This is a genomic window from Xenorhabdus sp. TS4, from assembly GCF_014467265.1.
Lineage (GTDB): Bacteria > Pseudomonadota > Gammaproteobacteria > Enterobacterales > Enterobacteriaceae > Xenorhabdus > Xenorhabdus ehlersii.
Genome location: NZ_NKHQ01000003.1, coordinates 1 through 15499, shown reverse-complemented (window position 1 = coordinate 15499; position 15499 = coordinate 1). Strand labels below are relative to the sequence as shown.

At 42.5% G+C, this 15499-nt stretch carries 15 protein-coding genes and 3 pseudogenes; 11 read left to right on the top strand and 7 right to left on the bottom strand.

Translation table 11 applies throughout. The annotated features are described in order from the left end of the window. The first annotated feature begins 51 nt into the window (after positions 1-51). The 3 genes and pseudogenes from dinG to Xets_RS02140 all read left to right on the top strand — a co-directional run bounded on the left by dinG (position 52) and on the right by Xets_RS02140 (position 3402). Positions 52-2187, top strand: coding sequence for an ATP-dependent DNA helicase DinG (gene dinG / locus Xets_RS02150; protein WP_099131191.1), 2136 nt, complete (start codon positions 52-54; stop codon positions 2185-2187). 272 nt (positions 2188-2459) lie between these two features. Next, positions 2460-2650, top strand: a pseudogene (locus Xets_RS02145) (Tn3 family transposase); the annotation flags it as partial. Between the two features lie 410 nt (positions 2651-3060). Beyond that, positions 3061-3402 carry a cupin domain-containing protein gene (locus Xets_RS02140; protein WP_099131218.1) on the top strand — a complete coding sequence of 114 codons (342 nt, stop codon included), beginning with the start codon at positions 3061-3063 and terminating at the stop codon, positions 3400-3402. A 138-nt stretch (positions 3403-3540) separates the two neighbouring features. On the opposite strand, the gene Xets_RS02135 is transcribed toward Xets_RS02140, so the two are convergent. Then, positions 3541-5637, bottom strand: coding sequence for a TonB-dependent receptor (locus tag Xets_RS02135; protein WP_187651098.1), 2097 nt, complete (start codon positions 5635-5637; stop codon positions 3541-3543). A 263-nt stretch (positions 5638-5900) separates the two neighbouring features. Between Xets_RS02135 and Xets_RS02130 the strand changes: the two genes are divergently transcribed. The 7 genes and pseudogenes from Xets_RS02130 to Xets_RS23165 form a co-directional block, all read left to right on the top strand. After that, positions 5901-6299, top strand: a complete 399-nt coding sequence (locus Xets_RS02130; RefSeq protein ID WP_099131193.1) for a hypothetical protein — start codon at positions 5901-5903, stop codon at positions 6297-6299. Between the two features lie 13 nt (positions 6300-6312). Further along, positions 6313-7272: an ABC transporter substrate-binding protein gene (locus tag Xets_RS02125; protein ID WP_099131194.1), complete on the top strand. Its 960-nt coding sequence runs from the start codon at positions 6313-6315 to the stop codon at positions 7270-7272. Positions 7273-7392: 120 nt separating this feature from the next. Then, a pseudogene (locus tag Xets_RS27230) lies at positions 7393-7840 on the top strand (hypothetical protein); the annotation flags it as partial. 110 nt (positions 7841-7950) lie between these two features. Beyond that, positions 7951-8754 carry an ABC transporter ATP-binding protein gene (locus Xets_RS02115; protein WP_099131195.1) on the top strand — a complete coding sequence of 268 codons (804 nt, stop codon included), beginning with the start codon at positions 7951-7953 and terminating at the stop codon, positions 8752-8754. Further along, a complete protein-coding gene (locus Xets_RS02110) occupies positions 8751-9761 on the top strand; it encodes an iron ABC transporter permease (RefSeq protein WP_187651097.1) in 1011 nt (336 codons plus the stop codon). Before Xets_RS02115 ends, Xets_RS02110 begins: the two co-directional genes overlap by 4 nt. Further along, positions 9758-10813, top strand: a complete 1056-nt coding sequence (locus Xets_RS02105; protein ID WP_099131197.1) for an iron ABC transporter permease — start codon at positions 9758-9760, stop codon at positions 10811-10813. Before Xets_RS02110 ends, Xets_RS02105 begins: the two co-directional genes overlap by 4 nt. A 40-nt stretch (positions 10814-10853) precedes the next feature. Then, positions 10854-11069 (top strand): annotated as a pseudogene (locus Xets_RS23165) (transposase); the annotation flags it as partial. A 91-nt stretch (positions 11070-11160) separates the two neighbouring features. On the opposite strand, the gene Xets_RS02095 reads toward Xets_RS23165, so the two are convergent. From Xets_RS02095 to rhtA, 6 genes are all read right to left on the bottom strand, one after another. Beyond that, positions 11161-11475 carry a CcdB family protein gene (locus Xets_RS02095; RefSeq protein ID WP_099131198.1) on the bottom strand — a complete coding sequence of 105 codons (315 nt, stop codon included), beginning with the start codon at positions 11473-11475 and terminating at the stop codon, positions 11161-11163. Positions 11476-11477: 2 nt separating this feature from the next. Further along, complete coding sequence (locus Xets_RS02090) at positions 11478-11714, bottom strand: type II toxin-antitoxin system CcdA family antitoxin (RefSeq protein WP_187651096.1); 237 nt, start codon at positions 11712-11714, stop codon at positions 11478-11480. Positions 11715-11775: 61 nt separating this feature from the next. After that, on the bottom strand, positions 11776-11940 hold the full coding sequence (locus tag Xets_RS23160; RefSeq protein ID WP_244208766.1) for a hypothetical protein: 165 nt from the start codon (positions 11938-11940) through the stop codon (positions 11776-11778). A 917-nt stretch (positions 11941-12857) separates the two neighbouring features. Beyond that, complete coding sequence (locus Xets_RS02080) at positions 12858-13082, bottom strand: alkylphosphonate utilization protein (RefSeq protein ID WP_074018355.1); 225 nt, start codon at positions 13080-13082, stop codon at positions 12858-12860. A 189-nt stretch (positions 13083-13271) separates the two neighbouring features. After that, on the bottom strand, positions 13272-13778 hold the full coding sequence (gene dps, locus Xets_RS02075; RefSeq protein ID WP_099131200.1) for a DNA starvation/stationary phase protection protein Dps: 507 nt from the start codon (positions 13776-13778) through the stop codon (positions 13272-13274). Positions 13779-13988: 210 nt separating this feature from the next. After that, a complete protein-coding gene (gene rhtA, locus Xets_RS02070) occupies positions 13989-14879 on the bottom strand; it encodes a threonine/homoserine exporter RhtA (protein WP_099131201.1) in 891 nt (296 codons plus the stop codon). A gap of 234 nt (positions 14880-15113) precedes the next feature. On the opposite strand from rhtA, the gene Xets_RS02065 reads away from it, so the two are divergent. Further along, positions 15114-15377 carry a GNAT family N-acetyltransferase gene (locus Xets_RS02065; RefSeq protein WP_255430551.1) on the top strand — a complete coding sequence of 88 codons (264 nt, stop codon included), beginning with the start codon at positions 15114-15116 and terminating at the stop codon, positions 15375-15377. The last annotated feature ends 122 nt before the right edge of the window (positions 15378-15499 follow it).

The window sequence follows — 15499 nt, the reverse complement described above, 5'->3', positions numbered from 1 at the left end:
GGGATTAACTCTATGGGAGAATAGCCTCCTCATTTTTCAGCAGCAAAACTTATGGCACTTTCCAGTTCAATAAAAAAACAGATAAGTCAGTGGTATAAATCATTGTCTACTCATATTGATGGTTTCATTCCACGCGCCCCGCAACGCCAAATGATCGCTGAGGTTGCCAAGACATTGGCGGATGAAGAAGGGCGGCATTTGGTGATAGAAGCACCAACAGGAGTAGGAAAAACGTTGTCCTATCTGATCCCTGGGATTGCCATCAGTCGGGCAAAACAGAAACCATTGGTAGTCAGTACAGCCAATGTTGCTTTACAAGATCAAATCTATAGCAAGGATTTACCGCTGCTGCGTAAGATTATTCCTGATCTGAAATTTACCGGCGCTTTTGGTCGGGCACGTTATGTCTGTCCGCGCAACTTGGAAGCCATTTGCGCCGCAGAAGGGGAGCAGATTGACTTGATGTTTCTGGTTGAAGACCAGACTGAAATAGCCAATAGTGAAGAGCGGGAACTATGCCGTCGATTGCGTAGTGATTATACGACATTTGTTTGGGATGGCTTACGTGATCACCATAAACTGGCACTGGCAGATTCTCTGTGGACAAAAATTAGTACGGATAAAATGAACTGTCTGGCACGCAATTGTCAGTTTTACTCCCGTTGTCCATTTTTTCTTGCCCGTAGGGAAATTGAAGATGCAGATGTTGTCGTTGCCAATCACTCTTTGGTTATGGCTGCGTTGGAAAGTGAATCTGTTTTGCCGGAAGCAAAAAATCTGTTGTTGGTTCTGGATGAAGGGCACCATATTCCCGAAGTAGCAAGGGATGCCTTGGAAGTTGAAGGGGAAATAACCTTATTCCAACTTAATGGGCAGTTAGATGCATTTATCCGTCATGTAGAACAGTACCTGGTTCAATTCCGACCGACAAAACCGCCTGCTTTGGCAAATATCCCTCGATTGCAGACTCATTGTGCAACAATCCGTGAATACTTTACGGAATTGGCGGAGATAACACAGGCATTATTGCCTGAGCGTGGTGAAGCGGAAGAATACCTATTCGAACTGGGAAAGTTACCGGATAGTTTACTGCTATGCTGTCAGCAATTATTTAAACTCACTGATGGATTGCGTGGTTTGGCGGAAGCGATTTTAAATGATTTAAGTGATCAGACAGCCAAACAAGATATTGTCCGCTTGCATCGTGCTATTTTGCAATCCAGCCGGATATTGGGTTATTTTGAGAATATAACAAGACTGTGGCGTTTGGCTTCACAAGAAGAGTCTTCCCATGCGCCGATATCAAAATGGTTAACGCGCCGCTATGAGAAAAACCAATCACATCTTTATTTTCATTGTGCCGGAATTCGGGTCAGCGAACAATTAACTCAGCTACTATGGCGCACCATTCCTCATGTTGTAGTGACATCGGCCACGTTATGTTCACTAAATAGCTTTTCCCGCATTCAAGAACTTACCGGATTACACCAAAATTATGGTGATCGTTTTATCAGCCTGTCATCACCTTTTGAACATGTGCGACAAGGGCGTTTGGTCATTCCTCAAATGACACAAGAGCCGACCATTCAGCATGAAATGCAGCATCTTGAGGAAATGTCACGTTATTTTCGTTCCCAACTGATGGCAGGGAAACATCGGGGAATGTTGGTACTTTTTAGCAGCCAACGAGCAATGGAAGGGTTCCTGACTTTTGTTACAGACTTGCGGTTGATGTTATTGGTACAAGGTGATCAGCCTCGTTATCGATTAGTAGAAACACATGGCAAGCGTATTGATGAAGGACAAACCAGCATTCTGGTTGGGTTGCAGTCATTCGCAGAAGGATTGGATCTAAAAGGCGATTATCTTTCACAAGTCCATATCCATAAAATTGCATTTCCCCCCGTAACTAATCCGGTGATTATTACTGAAAGCGCATGGTTGAAATCTTTAAAACGTTATCCATTTGAAGTACAGAGTTTACCCAGCGCTTCCTTTAACTTGATCCAACAAGTGGGGAGGCTAATTCGTAGCCATGAGTGTTATGGTGATGTGGTGATTTATGACACTCGGTTATTCACCAAACGTTATGGTTCACGTTTATTGAATTCTTTGCCGGTATTTCCAATTGAACGGCCAAAGGTGCCGTCGGAAAAGGAATTGGCGATAATGAAAAAGGATAAATAACTCAAGGATGGGTTATTTATCCAATCACATTGCATCAGTGTTCCATTCTGATGACTTGGTTTTGATGTATCTTATAATCATTGATCATTAACCCTTGCAAAAAATTCTCATCATGAGGGCTTAAAATAAAATTTTTTTGTCGGCAAAGGATTCGATCTGCGCCCTAAAAAAAGTGATTAATTTTAAATCAATATCATTGGTGGGTTCATCAAAAATATAAACATCAACATCAACATCAACATCTACTATCTAGGCAATTTCATGTAGTTACCCTTGACAGAACCCCAAAAGATTTGCGCAAGCTGGTTGGCGGGAAAAAGACCTTATTATTGCAAACTGGCCGGATCTTTTTCGATGCGCAATAATAATGCCTTCAGGAAAAATCAAACCAATCCAGTTATTGAGTAAGCTTGCTTCTTACCCACGACAAAATGAACTGGCAACAGCCTTACGTGAAGTGAGGTGAGTAGAAAGAACCCTGAGAATATTTGTGGCCTTGCGAAGGAAAAGCTTAGAGTGTCATTTTGCCCCCTACCAGAACCGCCCCCTATTTATAGAAATTTTTACAAGAAAATGTCATTAATCAATGATGCCAATTATATTGATAATCATTTCTATTTGCATTATCGTAATGGCGTTTTCCTTCTCAGGAGTTCATGTCTCTTCCTGATGAACGTTTTGTCAACCAAGCAAGCCACATAATGTTACAGGATATTGTCATTGATGGGAGCGCAACGCTCGGTACCTGATAAACCGAATGTTTAAATCTGTTTACCTGTATGCCACTATAAAAAACGGAAAAACTATAATTCCATGGAATGGGTAAGTATTAAAAATTTAAACCAAAAACTAGTTAAAGGAAAGGAATATAACATGAGCCATATTGCAGCATTGAGAAAAGTCAATAATTTAAAACAAGAATTTGATTTAATAGAAGAAATATGGTCACCGAAGGTGATAGCTCAAACAAACGAATATAAGATAATCATATTACTCGCTGAGGGTGATTTTATGTGGCACACACATGAAGATGAAGACAAGGTGTTTATGGTTATTGAAGGTGAACTTCGTATAGATTTTAAAAATGATCACGTAATAATAAAGCAAGGTGAGTTTTTTGTGGTACCTAAAGGGGAAGAAAGTAAGCCTTCGTCCAAGGAATTAACCAAGCTATTATTAATAGAACCCTATATAATTGCGAATTCAGGCCAATAAATTATTAATAAAAATTGTCAGGTCGTGAATTCAGATAATAAGTGTTACGCGTGATTTGAGATGGAGGTAGGGAGAGCGGCTGATTAGCTCCCCCCTGTTCCTACCACCTACCAGTCGGTGCGGTCAATGTGCTGATTTTTAGAAGCGTACTTTCATACCGATACCCACTTCACGCGGCTCCAGCATGTATCCTGAAGTCCCAGCCTTACGATCGTTGTATTTCTGTGTCGGCGCACGTCTGTCAAAGATGTTATTTCCGTAAGCAAAGAGTTCCAGATAGTTGGTCGGATTATATGATAAACGGAGATTGGACACTAAATAGGAACTGACTCGCAACTCGGGATCGTTCTGGTCATTTGAGAAGTAACGATCTACGTAACGAAGATCGCTACTCAGACGAACTTTTTCGGTGATGTTCCAGTCAGTACCGATATTAAACATGTAGCCAGGCGCTTTAGCGAACTGTTTTCCCTCAAACAAGTTACCTCGATAATCGGCGAATTTTTTGATTTCGGTATGAAGCAATCCAAGTCCACCACGTAGGCGAAGATTGTCCAGCACACGATAATCGGCCCCCAGCTCAAGTCCATAGGTTACCGCCTTATCGGCGTTGACAAGGATAGAACCACCGTTAGGTCTGTCTTTCGTGTAATCCTCTACAGAACTCTGGAACCCCTTATAATCTGTATAAAAGATATTACCGGTTACCAGTAATCGATTATTGAGCGCGTTACCACGCGCAAACAACTCATAATTCCAAGCCTTCTCTGGAGCGAAGGTGTAATAGGAATGCCCAGAGAAATTCACACCTGTACCACCCGGCGCATAGCCTTTGCTTATCAGAGTACCGATGGTTATATCGTCAGTAACGTCATAGGCGAGAGAAACTTTCGGCAGAATAGCATGGAATCCTTTGCTATATTCATGATAAACGCCGGGCACATAGCTGGTGACCCCTTTATGCTTAACCAGGTCATATTGATAACGTAAACCGCCAGTCAGAGTCCATTTTTCCGCAAAACGCCTGGTAGTCTCTGAGAAAAGACCGACACTGGTATTAGTCAGATCGGCATCTGCCTTGCCCAACTGATTATCAAGCACATTCGTGGCCTTATCACGCGAATAATAGAGCCCTGTCACTCCACTCCAAATTGAATATTCATCACCAAAATTCAAACGTATTTCGTTGGAAACATTGTTCGAATCGCGATTTGCGATACCTGGAATTGCCTTCGTGAAAGTGTAACGGTACTTCGATGCAGAATATTGGAGCTGGTTGGAGAGCACCATATCGTTTTCGAATGTATATTGAAGATCTAAGATGCCGACATCACTGTTGGTCTTGGCTCTGTTGGTGCTTAGCGTCAAGTTATTCAAATCACGGTAGGGTAATGACGCCGACTCACTGTCAGGATTTTTTGCGGCCATATGGGAGTAGGTCAGTTTGGCCAACCAAGGGCTATCCAGCGGTTGCCAAAGTGCCTTAACGCGGACATCCAGATTTTCGAAATCTTTGTTCATATCAGAATCAGAGAAACTGGGGTTGGTATATTTAATGAACGTATTTCTGCCGCTGTAATCCATGGCGAGGCGTACTGCGAGATCGTCTGTCAATGGGCCATTGACAGTAAAGGAAGCACGTTTCTTTTGGTGGCTTCCGTACAAAATCTGCCCATCGAATTCGGGGGTAAAGGTGGGATCATTAGTCTTGACAATCACCGCACCGGCGATGCTATTTGCCCCCTGTGTCGTCGTTTGTGGGCCTCGGAATACTTCTACTGAATTCACGTCCCAAACAGGCCCTCTCCCCAAACTAAATTCAGCGGAGCTGATATAACGTCCATCAACACTGATGGTCGCTCGCGGTATGGGTTTGGAAAGAAAAGTATTCCCTCCTACGAGAGGCCCGTTTGTCTCAATACCGCGAATACTCGGCGCACCTGTACTGCTAGTGTAAAGCACATTGGGTGTACCCTGCAAAATATCAACGATAGTTGTCGCCTCAGGCTTACTCTGTATCTCCTGCCCGGAGATAACCGTGACTGAGCTTGACGTTCTCTGCAGAGATCTTTCTGTTTTTTCACCCGTTACCGTGATGACATCGGCGTCATCGCTCCCCGTTTTGTTTTTCTCTGCTTGAGTCAAAGCGGTAGCTTGTCCCCCCAAGGACGATAAGGAAAACAAAATCGCACTGCTAAGTAACACTTTTCTGCGCGAAAAAAGCAGATTCCCCATCTTTATACCAATAGGCGTGACTGTCTTTATAGATTTAATTCTCATTATCATTATCATTATCATTAACGTTCACAGGCTGCCAATATTATGTTAACCTTCACATTTGTCAATTGTATATTTGTCAGTTCGCTTCAAATACGGCAGCCACTGCAACGCACATTCTGCGGGCAGCATTAGTCCTCCTATGTGGCATTTAATGGATATTGGCTCGTATTAATGCATTGTGAAAAACGACAGCTCAGTTTGATAAAACGAGAAAATCCATGTTGAATATTGATTCAGGAAAGTTATCGCACGTATCTGACAACCGGAAGACTATCGCAGCGCATGAAAAAGACACCAGAGACACTATCAATAATTCAATGCCGTATGCAGATGTACCATTCGATCTTATTCAACAATCGTTGGGGATGACACCTGAGAATGACCTAATCTTCGACGTTTATATTCAGATTCATGCCAATAATGTGCTGAATGATGCCCTTAAAACCCCGCCTGGTAGCGATATACGCTACTGGCAAATCGATTCCGATAAAAAAGCATCCATGTTCGGTCTTAAATTCGAAATTATGGAAGATGTTAATGAACCACCCATTATGGATGTGATTCGGTCAGGGGCGGTTTGTTATCTGACCGAGCCATATAACCCTACTCCGCTCTGAAAGAGAAAACGTTATGCGATCTGCTATTACTGTCATATTACTGTGCTTGATGGGGACATCGGCCTTTGCTGCAACGCGGCAGGTCACGGATACTATGGGACGGGAAGTCGTTATTCCTGAGGAACCCCAACGTATTGTGGTGATGAGCGAGCCAGCTATCGGTCTGCCCCTAATGGAACTGGGAGTTCAACCGGTCGGCAGTTATGGTCGTTCGGAAGATGGCACCTATCAGTTTGGTGCAGATTTCGTCGATGCTGTGCTCGGTGAAGGATACACAAAACCACAAGGTATCAGTGCTGGTCGGGAGATCGATCTGGAAAAACTTTACGCACTTAAACCCGACCTTATTATTGGAACAGAATTCGATATCGACAAGGTAAAACAGCTTTCAACGGTGGCTCCTGTTTATCTGCAAAATTTCCTTTCTGGAAAATTCCATCATTTCAATATTGAAGAAAATTTGGCCAGACTTACCGGGCGTGAGCAGAATTTTCAAGAACGGCGGGATATGTATTTACAACGCGTAGCGGAAACGCGCGAACTTTTGCCGGAAAATCCGGCTAATAAGACCTATCTACCTATTCTTGTAACAGATCAGATCAATGTCGTCGGAGAAGCAACTGGTTTCACTCAAGCATTGGAAGATCTTGGTTTCACCCGCTTGAATCTCTCGGCACAAGGCGGTCTTTCTGCCCCCTCATCTCAATTACTTTTACAGTTGAGTGCCGACAAATTAGGCGAACTCAATCCGGACGTTCTGGTAGTACTCAACAGTTGGGGCAGCAAGGAGCACGATGAGAACGCTATTCGTTCCGCACTCGATCGGATTGTGCCTGGATGGGCTCATTATATGAAACCCGCTAGCGAAAAACGGATTATTTTTCTTAATGCAGGCAAAGTTTTTACCCCCACGTTTGCCAGTGCGGAACATACTCTCAGAGCCGTGGGAGAATGGGCTAAGACAAAGCAATAAAATGATCTCGTCCGCCAGAGGCTGTGTGAATGCAACTTATTTTTATACTTGCTCCTATTAATCAGGATTTTTCAATCAAGTGAATAAGTGATGAGAGAATTAACGTCAATGCAGGCAGCCTGCTGGGTTGGGCGAGAACTATTCCCGGAGGAAACACTTTGTTATTCAAAATATACGCATTATTCGGTGGCAAAAATCGCCAAATTACTGCGTATCAAATCTTGTTTAGTAGAATCCTTACCCACTATATCGATTCTATCTGTGTCTCCGGGTAAAAATGATAATTTCCTCCATTACTTGCGGGATTGTTGTTGCAAAACGGAAAAACGTTGAACGTATTACAGTCGATGTTGATTACATTTCGGCTCAGGACAAGATCATCTCAGGTTCATGTAATGGCCAGACACCACTGATGATGTGGGCGTCCATTCGCAGTCACTCGTTTGCCGATTGGCAGCGCCGCGCCACCACGGCACATCATCACGACAGTAGTAAAATCGATGCATTAATCAATAATGTCATTGCTGAATCGCGCCAGATAGTCCAAATGCAGGATGCTGTCATGTGAGAGGTAAAAACAACTACATTGGGGCTTACCTTGTGATTTTGGTATGCTAGCCAAATCATAACTATTACACTGTAATTTATTTTATATAAGATAAACTGAAGGAGCCTTTGGTGCTTACAGCAAAAAATATCACCGCAACTTACGGCAAGAAAACCGTATTGCATGATTTGTCAGTAGACTTTGCCCAAGGGCGCATCACTGCACTCGTCGGGTCTAATGGCTGCGGTAAGTCGACACTGCTGAAGTCCATCATGGGTTTCATCCCACTGAAAAGTGGAGAAATTCTGTTGGAAGGTAAACTGATTACAGGGATAGGTCGCAAAGCGCTGGCTCGAAAAATCTCTTATCTGCCGCAGGAATGCCACTGCCCGGATTACATGACGCTGGGAGAGTTGATCGAGCTGGCAGCTTGTGGGCGTAATTCGTTTTTCGGCGGGCCATCCTCGCGGGATCGCAAATTGTTTCATGATGTACTGGAAATCGTCGGCTTAGCCGATAAGGCAGGCTCTCAAGTCAACTCCCTTTCAGGAGGGCAACGCCAGCGCGCTTGGGTGGCGATGGTGCTTGCACAGGACACTGACATCATTCTTATGGACGAGCCAGTGAACCACTTAGATATCAAATATCAATACACGGTGCTTAAACTGGTTCGCGATCTCTCACTCCAGCACGGAAAAACCATCGTTGTAGTATTACATGATTTAAATCTAACAACGACTTTTGCCGATGATGTTGTGATGCTGAATACTGGCAACGTTATTGCTGCAGGTGCTGTCAATAAAACGATAACGGTAGATAATATCCAGCGCGTATTCGATATTCCGGCCGATATTTTCAGTTACAACGGTAGCCTTATCTGTCAGCCTTATCCGGGCATAAACCACCCTGGAAATCAGTCCGGAGTATGGCGATGAAATCCAGTCTGTTCTTTATATTCGCGTCTTTTGTATTGCTGCTGATCTTTTTTTCTAGTCTCTCTTTTGGCGTGAATATTGCGTCAGTTTCGCAAATTTATGCGGCATTAACACAGTCCGAACCGCAAAACTATGAGCAGGCAGTTATTTTATACCAGCGACTGCCACGGGCTTTGATTTCTGTTTATGTCGGTGCGGTGATGGCATGCAGTGGTCTCGTCTTTCAGGGGCTTATCCGCAATCCACTGGCCTCCTCATCAACATTGGGAATCAATGCCGGCGCAACACTGTTTGTCATAATAGGTGCAATCAGCTTTGAGTTCGATCTGACATTGCAAGGCATAGCAGCTCTTGTCGGCGGGTTATTCGGCTTTCTGTCATCTCTTGCAGTATCTCGCCTGGCGGGCGTTAACGGCGTTTCTCGCGACTTGCTACTGATACTGTCAGGCACATTAATAGCGATGCTTTATCTTGGGATAAGCAATGCTGTTCTTCTTGCCTATCCTGCATTACGAACCGAATATTTGAGCTGGTTAGCAGGGGCTATCAATCATGCCTATATCACAAGACTTCACCATTTCTGGTGGTTCGGTATACTGGCCTTGATGGTACTTTTATTACTGGCACGTCCACTGACACTTATTCTGCTCGGTTACGAAAAGGCGCTTTCGATTGGCGCGAATGCAGCACTTGTTTCACGCATTGCGCTGATTGCAGCCATAGTTGCATCCAGTTCTGCCGTTGCCATATGCGGTCCGATTGGTTTCGTGGGACTGGTTGTACCCCATATTGTCAAGCCTCTGGTTGGTCAGAATTTTATGCTGTCGCTGCCAGCTTGTGCTCTAACGGGGGCAAGTATCTGCTTGATTGCCAATCTCTGTGCGCAGACACTCTTCCAGCCTTATGTCATACACACCGGCATTCTAATGGATTTTTTGGGGGGATTGTTTTTTATCTGGATTATCAGAAAGCGCTATCTTTCAGCAACATCGGAGAGATCGTTATGAACTTCGGTCAGGCAACAGATGGACAAAGGGTATTACGTTTCGATAACGGATTGCAGATGCGTACCCGCGATATAAAAGTCGGTTTATGCCTATTTACCATCACGATCATACTCGTGGCTATTTCTTTAAACGTCGGGATTACGAACGTTGGTATACGTGAATTCACGCATATGCTTTTCGGATACTCCCTTGAGCACCATCAGTTTTATGCACTCTGGGTTGTACGAATACCTCATATTTTATTGGGACTGATGGTAGGTTGGTGCGCAGCCCTTGCCGGTGCTATTTTGCAGCCGATTGCTCGCAATCCGCTGGCCGACCCCGGCCTTTTTGGCATAAGTCAGGGATCTATGACGATGATCATAGTCTTACTGGCGTTTGTTCCTTCCGCACCTAAGATGTTGATCGTCCTTGCTGCACTAGTTGGCGGACTGATTGTTGCGTTGTTTTTGACCTTGCTCGTCGGCAATAATCGCGCAAGTGGCTTGGCAATTTTACTGATGGGGATTGCTGTCTCATCCGTTCTTAGTTCTGTCAGTTCTTTTCTTATTCTCTATCTTCCGACAGAGTTATCCTTGAATCTTGCTGGATGGATGCAAGGATCGTTGTTTCAGGCCAGTTGGTCAATTATTGCATCATTTATGCCATTATTCTTATTGAGTATTATCGGAATTCTGATCACTGGCCCCGCTTTAAACCGCTATGAGCTTGGAAACGAACTTGCTATGTCCCTTGGGGAGCCTATCAAATATTCCCGTCCGTTGCTGATGATATTTGCTGTCCTGCTAAGCGCAGCATCTGTCACTGCAGTAGGGCCATTGAGCTTTCTGGGAATATTGGCGCCGCATCTGGCCAGCTTTATTTCATCGGCCACAGGCCGCGCCCGACTGTTTCTTTCCGCTTTGGTGGGCGGCAATCTTGTCGTCACTGCGGATATTATGACGAAAACAGCACCCGCAGGAGTCTTTCTCCCTGTCGGGTTGAGTTTCACACTTATTGGCGTGCCCCTGTTCATCCTGACGATGCGGCTGAGCGCACTACGTAAACGCTGAATATCTTGGGCGTAATATCAATTTATTGAATTATGTATAATTACACCGGATGCACGACCAGTTAGTGAAATTCAGAATCTCGCAAATCAATGCGTTGCATGGTTTGCTACTGGAATTTGGTGAAACCGTGCATAAGGGAAGAGCTTAAATGATTGACAGGTATTTCAAAGAGAACGATGCCTGTCAACGGCTAGCCACCATTCCAGGTATTGGGCCAGTGATCGCCACAACTATTGTCAGCCGTGTTGGCGATCCTGGCCTGTTGTTCTTTATGGGTATACCTAAACAAGACGGCGTAATGAGACACGCCTTATAATCTTTATTAGTTCAGGTGTTTCATAGCAAATTTAAATACCATCAAATATAAAATCTATTGCAGCCTTAATCCGGTTACGGTATTGCGTGGCATCGCAAAATTTTGCACCCAAGACATGAACAGATATGCTTGCCAGCTCATGAGTCATTACAGCGTATTCTTTGTCGTCTATAAGTCTGACCAGGGGAATCATTCGATCTGGACGACGGTTGTCTGGATATTTTTCAATAGGCAGTAGTGGAATAACAATTCGGCGGTTTAACTGTCCTATAATGTCGCTCGTTACGTCCAGCAACAGCGGGTAAACGGCAGTTCTTCCAATATTATGATAAACGGTGAATTGCATAGTTAAAACGTCCTGTATTCATCACTGAAACAGCCATGTTCATCATGGAAACGGTTTAATGCCTCTAGAGCCTCCGTGTTCTCTTCTTGCCATTTCCTCGCCTCATAATGACGTAATTCAGCATCCAGAGCAGCGGAAAGTGTTGCACTAAAATTGATACCCGCTTCACGTGCCCGACTCAGTAAACTTCGTTCTATAGTCATTGTTACGCTCTGTGTGTTTCTTTGTTTTGCTGTCATGGCTTATCTCCATCATCAATTCCACGTGTAGGATACACGGGCATCTGCACGAAGTATAGTTCTAAAAAGCCAGAGGTTCGGTGATAGTACAGATACCGATATTTGCATTATCATCACACATTGTGCTCACGTTTTTACTTGCCATATGTATTGTCATCCCGGCCACAGTGAACGTCACCTGCCAGCGCGCCCAAACATGAGTAACAATTTGCGCGGTCGTGTGCATCAAATTTACCGTCAGATATGCAACTAATTCTGTCGTTTGTTCAGCAGATAAACGGCTTTCAGAGCCGCTATTTTCAGGAGCGAGTTTTTCCTCAGAGAAATAATCCTTCAGATTCAGGTGCGTTTGCTGATGAAATTACATGTCCATGATCTGAGATGAATGAAAAATCAAGCATCTTCAATTACGATAGGTATAGTGACTTTATTGGTTGATTTTATTTATATCTTTAAATTTTATTATCTACCCTTTTGAAGATTAATTTTAGTAAGGCTATATACCCGTCATTATTAAGGTACTAAATACCTTCAATAACGACGGGTATACATCACCGAATTTAACTTACAGACTTCTGAAATCACACTTATTTAATAGCGTTGAAGTTATATCATATCTATTGGTGCATACATTCGCTATATACCTCTTTAAGGCAATATTGATATTTTTTATGATGTTTAATATGCTTGGAACATATAATTAGTGCGCGTGCTTCGCATTGTTCAGATTTATTATGCAATTTTGCTTCTGTTGCAAATGTATTCCAGGATGTTAATAGCAGAATAGCTGTGCATAGAGTAAGTGAAGTCTTCATCTTGTACCCTCTATATAAACTTTAATATTTTCAATGTTTTTATTCTGTATCAGAATAAAAACCCATTTATCATAAATTCTCTTGGCTGAAATTCCAATCTATTTAGTGATTTTCTGGAGCTTCGTCTATGAATTATGTATTTAATAGATTGATTTTCTAAGTGATATTGCTATTTTTTTGGCGGAAAAACTTAATTGGCAGTGGTAATGGTTAGTCTCCTGACTCAATATGAGCGATACTATCCGATTTTAATCCCATTAATAAAAAAGGATAAATAATATAAAAATTAATATTATTTATCCTTTAAGCAAGAATAGGATTGTAACTGTTATTTATCTATTTTTTTCAGGAAGCAGGTTTTCAGGACTAATCCCTTAATTTTATCGGCATTGCATTCAATCTCATCTTCGCGGTGAGTCAGGCGGATGTTTTTGATCAGCGTGCCGCGTTTCAGCGTTTTGGAAGTCCCTTTGACTTTCAAGTCTTTGATAACCTGTACTGAATCACCGTCGTTCAGTAATGTGCCGTTAGAATCTTTGACTTCGATATCCATCTTATAGAATCCTCATGTTTATTTTTAAATCAAACAGGGATTATAGAGAGAAAAATGATTTTTTTAAAGGCTTGCGGGATTTTTAAGGTTATAACTTCTTTTTTTAATGTTTTTTCCATCAATAATGGGCATTGATGGAAAAAAAGCCACAGATGTGGCCTTAACATAATGAAGAATAATATTTTTATTTTATTGCTCAATATTTGCTTCGATAAGCCATAAAAATTTGTCGAGATCACGGGATGCTGCGGTAAACATATCCGCAGTGTCTTCATCTTCTGCATCAACAATCGCCTGACGGATATCATTAGCAACGACAGCATAACGATCTGCCAGTGCCTTTAGATGATCTTGTACACTATGAATACCTATTGGGTAGCTTTCCAGTGTGGTACGTTTATACACTTCTTGAACAGTGCCCAGCGCCGTTCCACTTAATTGAACAGCTCGTTCTGCAAATGTGTCAAAATGATCCGTAATGGAATGACGAAAATCATCCAGCATTTCATGAATGGCGATGAAATTGCGGCCACGCATGTTCCAGTGAGCCTGTTTAGTCAACATGGATAGATCGATAAATTGGGTTACCATATGATTTAAGGCAGTAATCGTTCTCTGTTTAATACCTTCATCAAGATTGTTTCGGGTATAAATCAGGCCAGAAGGTTGGGTTTTGATTAATTTTGCTGTATTCATCATAATGCTCCTTTAATTCTGAGTAATGAGTTATCTCATTAGATAGAATAAATTTAGTTGATCATCTGCCGGAAGTCATATTGCTTATCTCTATCGAATTAATAGTTATTATATTGGTCGGTAACATATTGATAATTTGTGAAAATAAAAAACCAGAGAATGAAATTCTTTCTCCGGCTTCAATAAATCATATCAATTTTTCTAAATTCATTATTCTATTTTTTCTATTTTAGTTTTTCGCTTAATAGTCGAAGTGGAGCCTATAGAAGCACAAATAATGCAAAAGAGAGCAATCCATTGAGTTTTTGTCAAATGCTCATTAAGGAAAATGATGCCTGATAATGCTCCTAATGCAGGTTCAAGGCTCATTAATGTCCCAAATGTTTTGGCTGGCAGGCGAGTAAGTGCAATCATTTCCAGAGTGTAAGGAAATGCGGTGGATAAAATGGCGATCCCCAGAGCAATAGGCAGCAGAGAAGTATCGAACAGTAGTTCAGGGCCAGTCTGTATTAATCCGATTGGGAAGAAGATAAAGGCAGCAATAAGTGAACCGATAGAGACTGTCGCGGCACCATAGCCCGCACCAGCACGTTGCCCAAAGATAATATAAAGTGCCCAAAAAACGCCGGCTCCCAGTGCGTACACAATACCGACAGGATCGAGTGTATTGATGCTATTCCCGATTGGCAGCAGGAAGCTTAATCCGGCAATGACCAGGGCAATCCAGAGAAAATCGAGCGGGCGGCGGGAAGAAAACATGGCCACCGCTAAAGGTCCGGTAAACTCAAGCGCAACGGCAATGCCGAGCGGAATTCGGGATAAGGACAGATAAAACAGATAGTTCATTGCTCCCAGGGAAATGCCATAGGCGAAAAGGGGGAGTAATGAAGAACGCTGAAATTTCAGTCGCCACGGTTTAAAAATCAAAAATAGAATAATCGTTCCTAATGCAAGTCTCAGAGCTGTGACACCAGGCGCACCAATGACAGGAAATAATGTTTTAGCCAGTGAGGCTCCAGCTTGGATTGATGTCATTGACAGTAACAATAAAATCACAGGAAGCAGTGGAAAAGAAGCTGCCCGATGTTTGGAAAGAGACATTTAAAAAAACCTCAGTTACAACGTATTATTTAAGAGATGCCATCTTCGCAGTGAAACAGATATAACTCAACAGTATTCTCAGTTGCATGTTTGTTAATAGAGAGTTTTGTGTCTTTACCAGAAGGTTTGACACATTGGAAGAATTCAGTGGGGGGGACTTGATCGTTTTAATAATTATATTATTTTGTTGGTGGAAATTTATACTAATTCATTGAAAATAACCGAGAGAATCTAATGATAATAAGAACGGCTACTATGCAGGATATTGAGGATATTTTATCTCTTTATAGTGTATTGTTCAGTGAAATGGCGGCATTGCAGCCGGATAGGATGCAAGCGGCTGAACAAGACAGGAATTTTATTGCTTCCAATATCAATAACGATAAGTTTCACTTATTAGTTGCAGAAGATGAGAATGGCAGCATCAGAGGTTTTGCTATTGCTCAAGAGCAAAAGACGCCTCCCTTTAATTGCCTGGTTCCGAGAACTTATGGTTAACGCGATGCTCGACTTTAACATCTTATAACGTTGGCTTGTTGAAGCCAGTCGCGTTGACTTTTACCTTGTTTAAAATTGGCAAAAATACCCAACGTGTGAGAAAGAAGTTTTCTAGCAATTCG